Source organism: Microcoleus sp. PH2017_12_PCY_D_A (genome assembly GCF_020738565.1).
Taxonomy (GTDB): Bacteria; Cyanobacteriota; Cyanobacteriia; order Cyanobacteriales; family Microcoleaceae; genus Microcoleus.
This window is the reverse complement of record NZ_JAEQCI010000124.1, coordinates 1-16,027: the sequence shown is the minus strand read 5'-3', so window position 1 is coordinate 16,027 and position 16,027 is coordinate 1. Positions and strand designations below refer to the sequence as shown.

At 47.8% G+C, this 16,027-nt stretch carries 9 protein-coding genes; 1 reads left to right on the top strand and 8 read right to left on the bottom strand.

Features of this window, described 5'->3' with window-relative positions; genetic code table 11:
- Window positions 1-694 precede the first annotated feature (694 nt).
- The 4 genes from JGK39_RS27790 to holA all read right to left on the bottom strand — a co-directional run bounded on the left by JGK39_RS27790 (window position 695) and on the right by holA (window position 10,801).
- Window positions 695-5,959 carry a M10 family metallopeptidase gene (locus JGK39_RS27790; protein WP_293245893.1) on the bottom strand — a complete coding sequence of 1,755 codons (5,265 nt, stop codon included), beginning with the start codon at window positions 5,957-5,959 and terminating at the stop codon, window positions 695-697.
- Window positions 5,960-7,242: 1,283 nt separating this feature from the next.
- The gene (locus tag JGK39_RS27785) at window positions 7,243-8,319 is read right to left on the bottom strand and encodes a hypothetical protein (RefSeq protein WP_293245890.1); all 1,077 of its coding nucleotides are present in this window, start codon (window positions 8,317-8,319) and stop codon (window positions 7,243-7,245) included.
- A gap of 293 nt (window positions 8,320-8,612) precedes the next feature.
- Window positions 8,613-9,716: an RNA-guided endonuclease TnpB family protein gene (locus JGK39_RS27780; RefSeq protein WP_293245888.1), complete on the bottom strand. Its 1,104-nt coding sequence runs from the start codon at window positions 9,714-9,716 to the stop codon at window positions 8,613-8,615.
- Window positions 9,717-9,823: 107 nt separating this feature from the next.
- Window positions 9,824-10,801: a DNA polymerase III subunit delta gene (gene holA, locus JGK39_RS27775; protein ID WP_293298182.1), complete on the bottom strand. Its 978-nt coding sequence runs from the start codon at window positions 10,799-10,801 to the stop codon at window positions 9,824-9,826.
- Window positions 10,802-10,977: 176 nt separating this feature from the next.
- Between holA and JGK39_RS27770 the strand changes: the two genes are divergently transcribed.
- Window positions 10,978-11,718 (top strand): DUF1868 domain-containing protein, encoded by a 741-nt coding sequence (locus JGK39_RS27770; RefSeq protein ID WP_293246038.1) that lies wholly within the window; start codon window positions 10,978-10,980, stop codon window positions 11,716-11,718.
- Between the two features lie 264 nt (window positions 11,719-11,982).
- Here the strand turns inward: JGK39_RS27770 and JGK39_RS27765 are convergent, their stop codons facing one another.
- From JGK39_RS27765 to JGK39_RS27750, 4 genes are all read right to left on the bottom strand, one after another.
- Window positions 11,983-12,393 carry a DUF6006 family protein gene (locus tag JGK39_RS27765; protein ID WP_293245884.1) on the bottom strand — a complete coding sequence of 137 codons (411 nt, stop codon included), beginning with the start codon at window positions 12,391-12,393 and terminating at the stop codon, window positions 11,983-11,985.
- Window positions 12,394-12,536: 143 nt separating this feature from the next.
- Window positions 12,537-13,853, bottom strand: a complete 1,317-nt coding sequence (locus JGK39_RS27760) for a hypothetical protein (RefSeq protein WP_293245882.1) — start codon at window positions 13,851-13,853, stop codon at window positions 12,537-12,539.
- A 213-nt stretch (window positions 13,854-14,066) separates the two neighbouring features.
- Window positions 14,067-14,627 carry a hypothetical protein gene (locus tag JGK39_RS27755; RefSeq protein ID WP_293245880.1) on the bottom strand — a complete coding sequence of 187 codons (561 nt, stop codon included), beginning with the start codon at window positions 14,625-14,627 and terminating at the stop codon, window positions 14,067-14,069.
- A 175-nt stretch (window positions 14,628-14,802) separates the two neighbouring features.
- Entirely contained in the window at window positions 14,803-15,699 is an 897-nt protein-coding gene (locus JGK39_RS27750) for an AraC family transcriptional regulator (RefSeq protein WP_293245878.1), read from the bottom strand.
- Window positions 15,700-16,027: the final 328 nt, after the last annotated feature.

Below are 16,027 nucleotides of genomic sequence, written 5' to 3'. Positions count from 1 at the left end.
AAGCCTCAAATGATTGCAGAGCAATTATTTGAGGTTTTGAGAATTCTGAATTCTTTTGAAATTAAATCCGATCGAATATCTGCGGAATGTGGGTTATAATTGGGAATGACTTAGGACTATCAGGGTTTAGAGCACGCGCCTACAGTTACATTCTTTTTTTTAACCGCTATAACTTCGACACCGGAGACATTTTTATTATAGCATTTTGGAACCAGCTTTGGCAAGAAAAAAGTCTCAAATAGAATCAGTTTTTTCTGACAATTTTAGTGACTTTATCACTTGCTTGACCGAAAATGCTCCTAGTATATAGCGGTTCGATCGCGTGGTGAGATATGCCCGCGGAGGCCACGGAGGCCACGGAGGCCACGGAGCCCGATAGTACCTCATATTTCTGAGAACCGCTATAAAATCTGCCAGCTACTTCCAAGTAATACCAAGTTCGGGAAAGTTACCCCATTTATAATCTGTAGGGTGCGTCGAAGAAGAGAAGATTCTGGCGATGAACAAAGATTGTCATGGATCCGCACCCTACCATCACGGGCGGGGGTGAGTAACCCGGATTTGGTATAATACCTCTGCCCTTAAAACAAAAACTGAAAGTATAAACTTGCTATTTTATAACAAATTTATACTTTCAGCGATCGAGCTTTTTACTCGCTACTTTCAAGCTCTGTGGACTTGGCGATATTTGTGACTAAATAGCTAGAAAATGAGAGCTGTTGAGAGAAGGAGCTTGCACTCCTATCAAAGTAGCTAAAACTTCATTAGTAGCAGTTACCTTAATGATGGTATTAGCAAAATTAGAATCAGGGACAATGGAGAGCTGAGCAAATGTCAAACCGCCCGTTAAACCCAAAATATCTTTATTGCCACCTTTGGCAGAAAAGTCAAGCAAAGTATCAACTCCGTTTCCAGAACCAAAAACAAATAGGTCTTGGCCGCTTCCGCCCGTGAGGGTGTCGTCACCCATCCCGCCCGTGAGGGTGTCCTTGTTAGCCCCGCCGTCTAACCAGTCAGTACCTTCACCACCAAACAGGGAATCATCGCCGTTTTGACCGATGAGAGTGTCAGTACCGTCACCCCCAAGCATGGTGTCTTCGTTCGCCCCGCCGTCAAGAAAATCATTGCCTGCTTCACCGTCGAGGTAATCTCTACCAGTGTCTGAATTTAGCAAGTCATCGCCTGCACCGCCAAGCAGGGTGTCATTGCCCGACACTCCTTGTAAGGTATCATTGCCGGCTCCACCGCTAAGTGTATCGTTAGCCGATTTGCCTATCAGAAACACGCCAGGAACGGGTGCGGGTGCGGGAGTGGGAGTAGTACCAGGAATTGGCGCTGGCGCTGGTGCGGGAGTGGGAGTAGTACCAGGAATTGGCGCTGGTGCGGGAGTGGGAGTGTTTGCCGGAGTCGGCGCTGGTGCGGGAGTGGGAGTGTTTGCCGGAGTCGGCGCTGGTGCGGGAGTGGGAGTGTTTGCCGGAGTCGGCGCTGGTGCGGGAGTAATTCCAGGAGTCGGCACGGGTGCGGGTGTGGGAGTAATTCCAGGAGTCGGCGCTGGTGCGGGAGTGGGAGTGTTTGCCGGAGTCGGCGCTGGTGTGGGAGTAATTCCAGGAGTCGGCGCTGGCGCGGGTGTGGGAGTAATTCCAGGAGTCGGCGCTGGCGCGGGTGTGGGAGTAATTCCAGGAGTAGGTGCTGGTGTCGGCGCTGGCGCTGGCGTCGGAGTGTTGGCAGGAGTGGGCGCTGGCGTGGGAGTAATTCCAGGAGTAGGTGCTGGTGCGGGTGTGGGAGTAACTCCAGGAGTCGGCGCGGGTGTCGGCGCTGGCGCTGGCGTCTGTAGGAGCGGTGCCCCCGTGCCCGCCCCCCCAGGAGTGGGTTCCGGGGTGAGTGTCGCGCTGGGGATGTTGAATTGGACGTTTTTGAGGATGGCTAAAAGTTGATTATTGTTGCCTTTGCCGCGCCACACTAAGGTATCTTTGGCATTCTCGCCGCTGCCTGCGGTAAACTCTAGCTCGTCATTCCTGAGTCCTTTTGTTACACCTAGATTATCTTGCCCGATCGCGAAATCCCAGATAATATCTACTCCTTCCCCCGGAGAAAGCATGAAGGTATCTTGGCCGTCACCGCCATACAGGTTATCGTTGCCGACTTCGCCGAAGATTACATCGTTGCCGTTGCCGCCGAGGATGGAATCATCGCCGACATCTCCGTAGAGAGTGTCACCATCTTCGCTACCTAAGAGAGTGTCGTTGCCGGCACCGCCGTAGATGAGGTCGAAGCCGGAACCGCCGTCGAGGGTGTCGTTGCCGGAACTGCCTTCGAGGATGTCGTCGTCTCCGCCGCCGTCCATGTTGTCGTCGCCGGAACGTCCCAACAGAGTGTCTTTGCCGTTGCCGCCTTTCATCCAGTCGTCGCCTTCGCGGCCGTCCATTTCGTCGTCGCCGTCGCCGCCGAGGAGGGAGTCATTGCCGACTTTGCCATCGAGGATGTCGTTGCCGCCCAAACCGCTGATGACGTTGGGGCCGTTGTCGCCGATGAGGGTGTCGTTGTAGTTGGAACCTTCGAGGTTTTCTACGTTTTCGATTCTGTCGCCTTCGGCATCGCCTCCGACGCCTCGGCCTGGTTGCAGGTGGACGTAGATGGGTGATTTTGAGTCGAAGTAGGAAACGGTGTCGTCTCCCGTGCCGCCGTCTTGGAAGTCTGCACCGGGGCCGCCGACTAGAAAATCGTTGCCGCTGTCTCCGTAGAGGCGATCGTTATCTTCGCCGCCAAATAAGCTGTCGTCGCCTGCATCGCCGTGCAGGGTGTCTTTGCCTGTTTCGCCGTAGAGGAGGTCGATCGCATCTCCACCGCTCATTTGGTCATCGCCACTGCCGCCGTAGAGGGTGTCGCTGTCGGCATCGCCGGCCATTACGTCGCTGTCGCTGTCGCCGTACAGGAGGTCAGCGCTGTTGCCGCCGCTGAGGCTGTCGGTGCCGCTGCCGCCGTAGAGGAGGTCTTCGGCGTTGTCTCCTGCTAATTTGTCGTTCCCATCTTCGCCGTAGAGGGTGTCTTTGTCTTCGCCACCGCTCATTTCGTCGTTGCCGCTACCGCCGTAGAGGGTATCGCTGCCGTTGTCGCCGGTCATTACGTCGTTGTCGCCGTCGCCGTAGAGGAGGTCTTTGTCATCGCCGCCGCTGAGGGAGTCATTGCCTGCGTCGCCGTGCAGGAGGTCTTCTCCTTGTTCGCCGTAGAGTTTGTCGGCACCGTCGTTGCCGTTGAGAACGTCGTTTTCGGTACCGCCGTAGAGGAAGTCGTCGCCGGTGTTGCCGTTGAGGATGTCCTTGTCTTCGTTGCCGAAGAGTTGGTCTGTGCCGTCGCCGCCGTTGAGGATGTCTTGTCCGATTTGACCGAACAGGCGATCGTTTCCTGCGTCACCGTTGAGGAGGTCGTTACCGTTGCCGCCTTCTAGGAGGTCGTTGTCTTCGTTGCCGTTGAGTTGGTCTGCACCTTCGCCGCCGTAAAGCGAGTCGTTGCCTGCATTGCCGGCGAGTTGGTCTTCGCCGTCGTCGCCGTAGAGGTTGTCGGTGCCGTCGCCGCCGTTGAGGGAGTCGTTGCCTGTGTCGCCGTGCAGGAGGTCGTTTCCGCTGTCGCCTTGCAGGAGGTCGTTGTCTTCGTTGCCGGAAAGGGTGTCGTTGTCTGCACCGCCGCTGAGGGTGTCTTGACCGAGTTGACCGAGTAGTGAGTCGTTGCCGGAGTCGCCGTTGAGTCGATCGTTGCCTGCATCTCCGTTGAGGGTGTCTTGACCGTCATTGCCGTTGAGAAGGTCGTCGTCTTCATTACCGTTGAGTAAGTCTTGGCCATTGCCTCCTGAGAGGATATCATTTCCGCTATTGCCTGCGAGTCGATCGTCGCCTTCTTGACCGTAGAGTTCATCGGCATCTTGGCCGCCATTGAGGATGTCGTTATCTTTTCCTCCGTAGAGGAAGTCATTACCTGCATCTCCGTTTAATAGGTCAGACCCTTCACCGCCATTGAGGGAGTCGCTGTTGTCGCCGCCGTTGAGGATGTCGTTTCCCTGTTCGCCATAGGCAATGTCGTTACCACTGTCTCCATTGAGGGTGTCGTTGTCGAGTCCACCACTCAGGAAGTCATTATCATTGCCACCGTTGAGGATGTCTGTTCCTTCAGCGCCGTAGAGGTTGTCATTACCTGCATCTCCGTTGATTACATCATTCCCTAGTTCGCCGTAGAGTTCGTCAGCATCATCTCCACCAGATAGAAAGTCATTGTCTTTGCCACCATAGAGGAAGTCATTACCTGCATCCCCATTCAAAATATCAGCATCCTCTTGACCAAAAAGTTGATCTTGGTCATTGCCACCATTGAGATTATCTGAACCAATGCCACCTAACAGAGTGTCATTATCTGCATCGCCATATAGATAGTCATTGCCATTCCCGCCATCCACTCGATCGTTACCACTATCACCATGAAGGCTATCATTACCATCCGGTAAACTCGAATCAAATTCGATCGTCAATGAATCATCAGCGTTGTCATTGAGTGTAGTATCAACAGGGATGTTGTTATCTAGGCTATTATCATCAACGGAGCTAAGGAAAGCACTTGAGAGAGAATTTGTACTAGAAGTTGTGGGAGAATTTTGAATAATTTTATCTCCCTGTTGGAAGTCCTTGAAAACTCCGCCACCATACAATCTATCATTATCTTGACCGCCATAAATAATGTCGTTATCTTTTCCTCCAGCTATAAGATCACGACCTTTGTTGCCATATACCACATTTGCTGCTTGATTCCCAATAATGAAGTCATTTCCCTGTGAACCTCTTAGGTTCTCGATAGTAGCATCAACTGTGGGAATACCAGGCCCGTAGGGAATAATTGGATTGTAAGCAAGTGCAATACCATAAGCATGAGTTTTGTATTGTTTATTATCCGTCTTAAAGGCATAATATGTAGCTCCATTGTAGGCAGATGCTTCAGTCAGAAAACCCCCAGAATTCATATTGAAAACATAGTCTAAACCAAAAAGATCCTTTGAATTAGGAGGGATAAAATTGTATTCCCCTTTGTACTCCCATGCAATAGTTTTCATTTCTGTTTTGCCATTAGAGACAAGATCAGAAAAATCTAATGTGTCTATGCCTTTGGTATCCCACAAAGTCTTTTTGACCTTGGGTATGCTATAAAATGGGTAATAATCTTGCGGATTGTTAGCTCGTGCTCCATACATATATTGTAATGCCAAAATATCATAGGGCATCAGCGACACAGCATGAAAACCAGTATATGAAGCTTGAGGACCGAAATATTTCCAATTATTAGGCTGAAAGTTATATGTCATTACTGTATAGCTGTTATTTTCTTCAGAACCAGCTAATTTATAATCCCCCTCAAATGGATGTTTTAATCCTAAAGCATGACCTATTTCATGGATTATTGCTGAATATCCCAAACTGCCATACCCTTTTGACAAATCAAGTTGCTTTGTGTCAAAAAATACATCACCATTAATGTGAAAACCTTGAGGTAGATCGCTTTCTGGCTGGTCTCCTGGAAATACCCCTAATGCCCACTCTTTCATAGGACTTCTTGACATAAAGCGGAGGGTTCCATAGTTAGTAGTTTCTATAGGATTATTCCAATCATCTTTTCTAACTATTTCGGGTTCGTTCACAAATTTTATGGAAACATAAGAACTAATATTAGCAAGAATATTTGTAATAAAATCTTGGATATCTGGTAACAAAGGAGTGATTTTTCCCGAATTGCCTAAATTGATAAATTCTCCATCATAAAGTTGGGCTGATGCCGGAGTTACAAAACTGTAAGTAATATTATTAGGCGGCAAATTTATATTGTTTGGAGAAGCCCATTGCTTTCCAGCCAATAAAGAGTTTATTGATAAATTTCCACTTTTTATGACTGTTTTGGTTGCATGATTGACAGATGAATTTGGCATATTACTTTCCTCGATTATGTAGTTTGAAATGGAATAGTAAGAGAAACTAGGAGATTGTTCACAATTTCGATCGTGATTGCGATCGTGCTAGAGTATGTTTTCAAGCCCTGGGAGGGCGAAGCATTCCGATACAAAACCTTGGTTTTTCGCGGTAATTTATCGCCCGAATGCTTCGCCCCTACTAACCTATCGGGGTTAAAGCCTAACTTTTATGCAGACTTATCCGTTTTTGTTACAAAACTTTACATAAAACCGTGAAGGTCGATCGCCCTCAAAGAAAATCATCAACTATCACCTCCCCACACCCCCTGATGTTGAACCGTCGTAACTTCTATTTATCTATCAGTCTCGATCGGCAACTTTTATGCAGCCCGAGCGGATATTGTTACAAAACTTTACCATAAGTTACAGCTTGGTCGATCGCAATACAGAAACTCGTTGAGAGTCTGTGGTACTTAACTTTGCCAGTGACTCCCTATTATTATTCGGAATTTAGAGCAAGCAAGCTGTATTTACTAGCAAGACTACAACAAAATTTTGCTTGAGGAAATCACCTAAAGCTTTCAGAAATATTAATTGAATTTGTTGCCTCAGTAACAGCAATTAAACAGGCAAATAAATCTGTATAAACTTGTTAATTTAATTGATGCTTATTCCGCAGAATCGCAGAATTTTAACTGTTAATTCATGAAATATTTATAATAATGATGTAAAATATACTTAAGGCAGAACAGCGCGATCGGCTAACTCAATATTTTCACTGAACTATCCCGCCCAGTTTTTTGTCACGAAACCATGATATTAGGACTTGCACGCGACTTTAGTAATAGGGTGCGTCGCGAGCTCGATTGTCGATTTTTGTTGAGGGATTTCTCGCAGAGCGACGCACCCTACGGCTACTGTTGCTTATAGTAGGGTGCGTCGCTCACTGGCAGCCTAGTTGAGGGCGAGAATTATTCGTGGATCCGCACCCTACGTCTATTAAGGAATGAGAATTAAATAACTTACAATTTATTGTTCTTGTGGGATGGGCGTCCCGCCCGTCCTTTAGAGACGGGCGGGACGCCCATCCCACAAATATGTGTAAATTATTTACAGGAGCGATCCTAACAAGTATTTTGATACCAAAAATCTGGTTTTTGACCTCTCATGCGTCCAGCATTGAGTAAAATTTAAAAAAGTCAAAAGTAATAAAGCTTTCAGTAAAAATAAGATTTTTTACTTTCAACTTTTAACTTTTGACTTTTTAGCACACCGAGTATCAAACTCAAAACTCAAAACTCTTAAGGCGCTGCCGCCGCCCTGCGGTTGGCAACAATCAGATTGGCTTGATACTCGGCCGCTTTTTGCTGAGCCTTTGAATGGTTGGGGCTAGTTGACGGCACGGATCTCATAAGCTGAACTGCTTTCTGCCACTCGCTTGCTACCGCAACCCACTCTGTTTGAGATTGAGCCGTCTGGGCCAAAATTGCCGCCTTCTGAGCGTTGTTAACGCCTTCCCTCCAAGAGTCTGGCTTAGGCGCGGCGGCTTTTGGTGCAGGAGATGCTGCCTTGGGTGCAGGAGATGCTGCCTTGGGCGCAGGAGATGCCGGTGCTGCTGTGGGCGCTGGAGGTGTGGGAACCGGGCTCGCGGGCGCAGCAGCAGTAGTGGGAGCGGCTTTTGGTGCAGGAGATGCTGCCTGTGGGGCCTCCCCAGATGCGCTAGGAGATGGAGATGCGGCTTTAGACGCAGGAGATGAGGCTTTTTTGGGAGAGGGCGAAGCTGCTTCGGGGGCGCTAGGTTCTGGGTTCGAGCCGCCGCCGAAAGGGAAATTTCCAGTCAAGTAAAGCGCTGCGATCGCCCCCAGAGGCACTAAGATACCGACAGGTATTGCCCATTTGGGGAATTTTTTTTTCGGAGGCGGAGCTACATCTTCGTCTTCGTCTTCGTCTTCGTCGTCTTCCTCGCCGTCATCAGGATCGAATTGTCCCTCTTGATAATAGTCTTGGCCATCGGGTTCGTCATCATCTAAACCTACAGAGTCGTCAGGCATTCCAGTATCCGAGCCATAAAGCATTGGATCTTCGGGCATCAGATCTATTTCATCTTCCCACGCAGGGGATCCGTCACCTGTGCGGCGCCCGTAAACTTTGACAGTGTGAATTGATTCGACTCCCAAATTCGTCATCCCGCTGCGGATGAAATCCACCAATGCCATTTGACTCGGTACTTTGCCTGACTCCAGAGTTATGTGGAGGCAGCCGTTGTCCCGCGTCACATCGGCGTTGATGCCTTTGGGTTTGAGTGTACGGTTGATGCTAGATGCGATCGCTTGTGGATCGCCCTGCTTCAGAAGTTCCCGCAGGTTCTGTTGTGTCATGGGTAGCGCTCTTTTTTTTGGGGGGGGTGGAGAGCCGGCAAATAATATTAATCGATCGGCGTTCGGCGGCGGACAATATTTATTTACCACATTAACTTCTACTGTGGCATTCTCAGAGTATTTCTCGTAGCTATTGAGCTTTTTGCGCGCGATCGCACATCAAGGATATATCCGATCGCACAATTTGTTGTAAAAATTTACAGTCGTGCCCCGCTCCTGCTGGGCTGTCTGCTATCTAAAACCCCGACAATGCCGGACATTAGTTGACACTTCAACGGGGAGCGACGGCGCAATTAGCCCTCTGTGTCCAGGCTCGGCTTAGCCCTCCGAGCATATAGTTCTAAATTAAGTGCAGCATTGAAATCTCTGTCTGCTTGAAATCCACAAGCAGAACACTCATAGACTCTATCGCCAAGAGACATCGGCTGTTGTCCCCCGCAACCAGAACATAATTGAGTCGATGGATACCACCGATCGACCAAAACTACACTCGAACCATAGCGCTGTGCTTTATACTCAATTTGTCGCCGAAGCTCATAAAAATTCGAGTCCGCAACAGCACCCGCCAGTTTATGATTTGCCATCATCCCGGATACATTTAAATTCTCAATGGCTACAACTGCGTGGTTTTTGCATATATAACTTGTAGCTTTGTGAGTGGCATCTTGTCTGATGTTTTTGACTCGTTGATGAGCTGCTGCTAATCTTAACTTTTGTCGCCCATATCGTTTGCTACCTTTCTGTTTGCGCTGTAACTGGCGCTGCAATCGTGATAGGAGTTGACGTGCTTTTCTCAAAGCCTGGGGATTGGCAATTACTAAGCCATTCGACAGGGTAGCTAACTGTTTTACTCCCAAATCTACACCTACAAAGTCGCGAGATTTAGCCGTAAATTCCGGCTCGATTTCATAGGTGAAGCTGATGTACCAGTTGCCGGCTGCTTGAGAGATGGTAATTTTTTTGGTGGTGACGTGGGGCAAGCCTTCATAAGTTGATACCCAGCCGATGGTGGGTAATTTCAATCGAGTGCCGCCCACAGCTATCGGTTTGCCACTAGCATCAATGGTAAAACTCTCGTGCTGACCCTTTTTCTTAAATTTGGGATAACCTGTTTTACCCGAAAAAAAGTTACCAAATGCTCGACCCAGATGCTCGAAGGCGTACTGAGTTACTTTTTGGCAAATCCCCGGTTCTTTCATCCAAGGATAGACTGGTTTCACGTGATTGTTAAAAAACTTCTTCAAGACTAAAGCATTGGGCTTCAATCCTTCAGAATATAGTGCGATCCATGTCGCCAGTCCCCAGTTATAAGTAAACCGTGCAATACCTGCGTGTTTTGCCATTAACACAGAGGCGGCATCCGTGAGTTTTAACTTGGTCTTGAGGGCAGTGTACACGCTGATTGAGATTCAGAATTCGAGAGATGCCAATTATAACATATGGGGCAGATGTACTGCTTATTCGGGAAATGTCTTTGTTTTTGTGGTTCTAGTAATTACTCTCATCACCGAAACAAGCTAGAAAGTTCTATAACTTTGGTTTGCAGGGTTGAGACTTCTTCCCGGCCCCGCTTTAAAGAAGCTTCTAACTCTAGCAGCAAAGGCAAACTTTTTTGCAGTTTTTCTAAGCTGGCGTTCTTGACTTCTTGGCGAAAATAGTATACTCGTTTCGGATTGCCGAGGTCTAGAGCCTGAGCAATTTTATCATCCCGATCGCCCGCTTGGATCATCGCCTTCACCCACAGCCAAATCCGAAACTTACCAGTCAAGCCCGCCACAATCCTCAAACCAGGCTCGCTCCGGGCCGTTAAGCCCGCCAATAACTCCAAAGCACCGGAGGTATTGCCCTGGCGAATCGCATCGGCTAGCTGGAAGGTATTCTGGGCGTGACAGTGCACTAGGGCCGCGACTTCATCGGGGTTGATAGGTTGGCTGCGGTTGCCCGCAAACAGCAGCAATTTTTCGAGTTCGCTGTATAGTTGGCGGGTATCGCTACCGATGGATTCGGCCAAAAGTTCGATCGCGGTGGCGGTCAATTTAACATTCATTTCGGCGGCAACTTGGCGCACTCGCTGGGCTAATTCTTTTTCATTCCAAGGCGGAATCGGTGAAAATTCTCGAAATTCGGCGGACTTGGCGATTAACTTAGTAGATTTGAGCCGGCTGTCGGGTTTTTTGACCGATGTCAGCAGCAACACGGTACTAGGGGAAATTACTGGCAGCGTCCGTTCCAATTGGGCTAAAAGTTCCGCAGAGCACTGCTGCGTTACAGTCGTATTTGCCAGCCAGACAAAACGGCTGCCGGTGCCGAAGGGCGGTGTTAAAGCTCGATCGAGTCCTTCGACCACAGCGTCAGGTCGATCGGCAATAATCTTGTCATAGTTAAAACTAGCCCAGTTGGGGTCGAGGACAGAGGAGCGCAAACTTGTGACTGCTTGCGCGATCGCAAAGTCGTCTTCGCCCCAAAACAGGTAAATTGGCATATTTAAAGCTCAGCAGCCCAAAAAATCAGATTTGCACGCTCCCCAAGTCCAACATATCCTGAATCAGACTGTTGGAAGCCCGCAGCATAATATAAAATTTGGTGTGGGAGTATTTCACCGCGAGGAAATCAAGATTGGATGATACTTATCAAGCTTACGTAAATCGGGTGGCGCGAATGACGCTGCTGGACTCCTACAAGTCCCAGGTGGAACACATTCAGGAATCTCCAAAATTTAAGCCTGATGAAGCCGGTCACAGAACTCCTGTACCTTTTCCGGGTTATTCGGTGATTACGCCACCTGCGGGGGAAGATGCAGAGAATACTGCACTATATAGTAATTTAAACTCTGTCCAACAAAGGCTATTGCAGGAAATCGCGGACGGTGCGATCGTAGCACTGCCTCCTGATAGCTTCCATTTAACCGTGGCCGATCTGATTTGGAGCAGCGCTTTTCGAGATGCCTCTGAGAAAAATCCAGAATTTGAGGGACAACTGCGCGATCGCATGAAAGATGGTTTTGCCGCCTGCAAACCCCTAGCGGGCGGCCCTACCATACGCTGGACGGTGCTGGGGTTGATGGTGATGACTAGGGCTGTAGGTGTCTGTTTGGCACCGACGGACGAAAACTCTTACAAGCAAATTCTGGAGTTTCGCCGATCGATCTATCAAAATCCCGATTTAATTGCCTTGGGAATTGAACAGCAATATCATTTTACGGCACACATTACTCTGGCTTATTTTGGGGACACCGGGCCGAACCTTGACCGTACTCGTATGTGCACTCTGATGGCTGAGTTAAACGACCAATGGCTCGACACGCCCCAGGATCTGTGCGTCCACCGAGCCGAACTCCGGAAGTTTGACGACATGACTAGCTACGTGCGACAACCGGATTGGCCTGTTTTTGAGTTTTAAGCCGATCGTCAAGATCGAGTATCAGGCATTTGGCAGAAGAAATATCAAATATTCTGCCAAATTCATAATACTGGTCGATAACAAGCTGTGAAATACACCTACCAGTACAAAGCACTTCCAATTAAGTCAATAACCCGCCACTCATCGGAGTACCGATAAGGGATATTCCTTACTTACTATGCTAAGTCGCTAAAAATTCTCTAGCGGTCATTGGAATATTTGACACGATCGATTCCTATTAATAACAGGTATATTCAGGCAATATTATCGCCAGCACGATAGCGGATAGCGCTTACCATTCCAAGTAGTCCAGCCCGTAGTTCTATTCCCTGTAGGCTTGGGTAAATACCATTGATTGCCATCAGCATGGCGGAAGTACAATCCGCCTCCATCGGCCTGGCGGGGATTTGTCAGCGGCACCCAGCGCGAGCCGTTGTCGGAAAAGCTGCCCTGCCAGCGCACTCCGGAACTGGTGCTGCAAATATCGCCATTGCAAGTTGTTTGGCTATCGTCAACCACAATCCATTTCATCAGGGCCGATCGGCCGTCAATATTGCAATTCCAATTGCCACCCCACCAACCGACGGCTTGGCTGGCAACAACCGGGCTGGAAATAGTAAAGCATAAAGCAATGCTGCAGGAACTCGCAGACAGCAAACTTTTTATTGCAGTCATAATGGGGTTGTACTTCATATTATGAACCTCGTTTTTAGGAGCGCAAATCTCCTTTACTGGGCTGCATGACAGAATTGCAAAAATCAAGCAACCTGCCATGCAACGTGAATGCCAACAAACTTCCTACTTGGTACTTACAATTTCTAAGCTGGAACTATTCCAAAATAGACCTTGTAGCTAGCTCCAAGACCAGTAATGAGAGGAGTTTCAGCTTTGAACCCAATACCCTTGAATGTTGAATTATTAGTGCGGGCAGCTAAAAGAACCATTTGCTTGGCAGAAAGAGTTACAGTTGCCCCACCGATACGGTCATCTCCGAAGTCAAACAAATCATTGATTGCCCCTGCAATCGCGGGCATCAGTGACCCAAGTCCCGGTCCTGCTATAGCAGCAATAACTGGACCGACAACCGGAATTAGACCTAATGCAAGCGTTCCTGCTGTATGCACACCATTAACAGCCTTTTCGATGTCAGCACGATAGACATTCGGATCGCCGAAATCGTTCTCCATCATTACAGCACTCAAATTGATACCGTATGGTTTCCCGCGATATAGCTCAATCAGGTCAGGACGGGCTTCGCCCCCATCTACATCTTCATAAATCCGGCTGATGAGAGTTGCAGAACGTTCAGGCGTTGAAATGCTCAAGATTACATAAGGTTCATCTGAGTTCGAGGCTTGATCCCAGTCAGTCTCACCGAAACAATGCAGCCCAGTATAATGAACGACTACATCCCGCAGGTCGATCGCACCAGTATCCGACCACCAATAGATGCCACCATTTTGGAATGTATTGGCTCGTCCTCCTTCGGAAAAATCTGCTTCGTCGCTGGTTGGATAGCCGAGATAAGAACGCTCCCACCCCAAACTCTCCCAGCGCTTGCGGATGTCACCCCACACGGCATGAGCCCCTGTATCAGGAGTCCAATAGATCGATCCGCCGTTCTCAAAATGGTTGAAGCGTCCGATACCGTCAGGGGTCACAGTCTCATCAGTCACTGGATAGCCCAGAGGCCCATTTTCCCAATTGAGTTGTGCCCATTTCTGTAAAATATCTCCCCAAACCGCACGGGCACCTGTTCTGGGAGTCCAGTGAATGGAAGCCGAACCGTTGTTAAAGAAATTGAAGCGACCATCACCTCGTGATGTCGTTAGTTCATCAGTCGAAGGAACTCCCCAACGCAAACCGCCCAGTTCTAACCATTTGCGATAGATATCTCCGTGAATTTCAAATGCGTCACGCATTTGAGTGTTGTAGCAGATACAAGCACCCGATTTGAAATACCAAGCTCTACGTTCTTTTCGCTCGATATCGCCAAAGAAAGAAGCTCCGCCAAAAGTGTCATACTTTCTCTGGATCGCACGTTCTGAGAAAGTAATTGCAATTACACTTGAAGATATATTACCGATAACTTGGTTGGTATTTACAACACTACCTGTAGTTGGACTTTCTGGCATATAAACCTCATGAATTAGTTTGCGTAGAAAATAGAACTAGATGCCATGAGAATTGACTTTCGATCGAGTTTACCGACAGCAATATTTGCTTGTTTTGGCCTTTGATGATTCATAGTTCGTACATTCTTCATCTCGGGCTATTTGCTTAGAAAATGAAGGATTAACGAAGTTCGATCGCCTTCGCTGGACTCGTACAAAAGTCAAATTTTTATCTCATTGTCCCAAACCCTTCAAACCAACCTCGAACAGCTTATCGGCGGCGGCTGCTAAATCTTCACTGAGTGGATTATCCACAGCCAAATCTGCCATTTTTTGAAACTGCACTCCGGCAACTATTAGATCGATCGGCTGCAATTCAACAGCATCTAATCTCCGAGGTCGAGGCCATTTTGGTCGGCCATTTCCGCAGTATTCATCAACGAACTCTTGAATCTGAGAGCGAGTAGCTGAAATGATTTTTTCGGATCGATCACCATCCCCTAACATTTCAGCAAACTGATATTGAGAAAAGGCTCGATCGATAACTTCACGAGCATCTAGCACAGAGCGATAAGGCTGAGGGGGTGGCCTTAGCCGGATGACTCCAGGATTCAGCAAACCCGCAGCTATCAAATCGCGAATTACTGGACCGCCCGGTCCGAAGGGGCCAAATGGGTTGTTCGGATCGCCACCATCATCAGGATTTGGTTGAAGACCAGAATTGGAATTCGATCGAAAAATTAAATCCATTAATTTAACGAAAGAGGCTTTAGAAATAGTCACGGTATCATTCATGTCTGAATGTCTCCTTTAAGATGATTGTTTTCACCCCAATTGGTGCTATATCAAACATAAGTTGCTGCCACCCATAATGTATTCCAAGTTCTTGCGCTATTTTTCCAAGTTCTTGCTATTTATGCTGCAACCGATGAGGTGTTCCAAGTTCTTGCGCTATTTTTCCAAGTTCTTGCTATCCATGCCGCAAAAATGCCGTGGGAGTCATCCCGACTATGCGCTTGAAGTGATAGTTGAGATGCCCTTGACTGGCGAATCCTACCGCATAAGCGATTTCCGCAAGACTTAGCTTTTTTTCTAACAGCAATTGCTTGACGCGATCGATCCGGCATCGAATGTGATATTGATGCGGTGCAAAACCGATCGCCCTTTTAAACAATCGGGTAAAATGATAGGAACTTAGTTGCACCAAATTGGCTAATTCGGTCAAACTCACATCTCGATTTAGATACTCGTGAATGTAATCAACCACTTGCTTGAGTTGTTTCTCAGACAATCCACCTGATGGTTGCAGCAGAAATGGTGTGCGTGTTGAATATCGAGATAGCAGGTGAACTGCCAAAGCATTTGCCATAGCGCCGGCATAGAGTTTGCTACTCGTTCCGTCGATTTCTAAAGAGTTTTTCAGGGCGATCGCCATTTGATAAATTAGAGGATCGAAACTGGGAGTCAATTGCAGCGCTAAATCTACCTCGCGATCCAGGCACAATTCGGCTTGGATTTGAGTTAATAATGTCGGTTCTAAGTAAAGTCGAATCAACTCGATATCTTGAGGCGAAAAACACGATTGGTGCACCCTGGCTGGGTAAATTCCAACATCACCTACCTGGATAGCCTCAATAGTTGGCGATCGTCCCTCGATCGTCCTTTCCAACGTCACTGGATTGCCCGTGTTGACGCAAATTATATGATAAGGAGAAGAGTATTCGGGTATGTAACAGGCTGGCTGGCGGTACATGGCTAAGTGTAATTTTTCCCAGCCAGATCGATCGCTGGATATCACCGGTGGATTAGGCAGTGAGAAGTTGCTTTTTTTCGTGTATTCGATGGCCTTGAGGTTTGTTAGTGTCATTACTGTTTGTATTTCGATCGTTAAATTTCTCCAACAAAGCAAGTGTGGACTTAGATAACCGTTCTCTACAAGTTATTCGATCGGGATTCCGTAAAACATGGATGGTTTTTCCGAGATTTTATGTTTCAGTTTCTTTCCCTCTATCTAAAATAATAGTCGTTTCAAATACTGAAGCCCTCTCCTCTAAAAGCTGAGATTTTTGACTTCAAAGGAGAGGGCGTGGATTTTGTATCCCACATTCCGCAGATATTCGATCGGATTTAATTTCAAAAGAATTCAGAATTCTCAAAACCTCAAATAATTGCTCTGCAATCATTTGAGGCTTTTT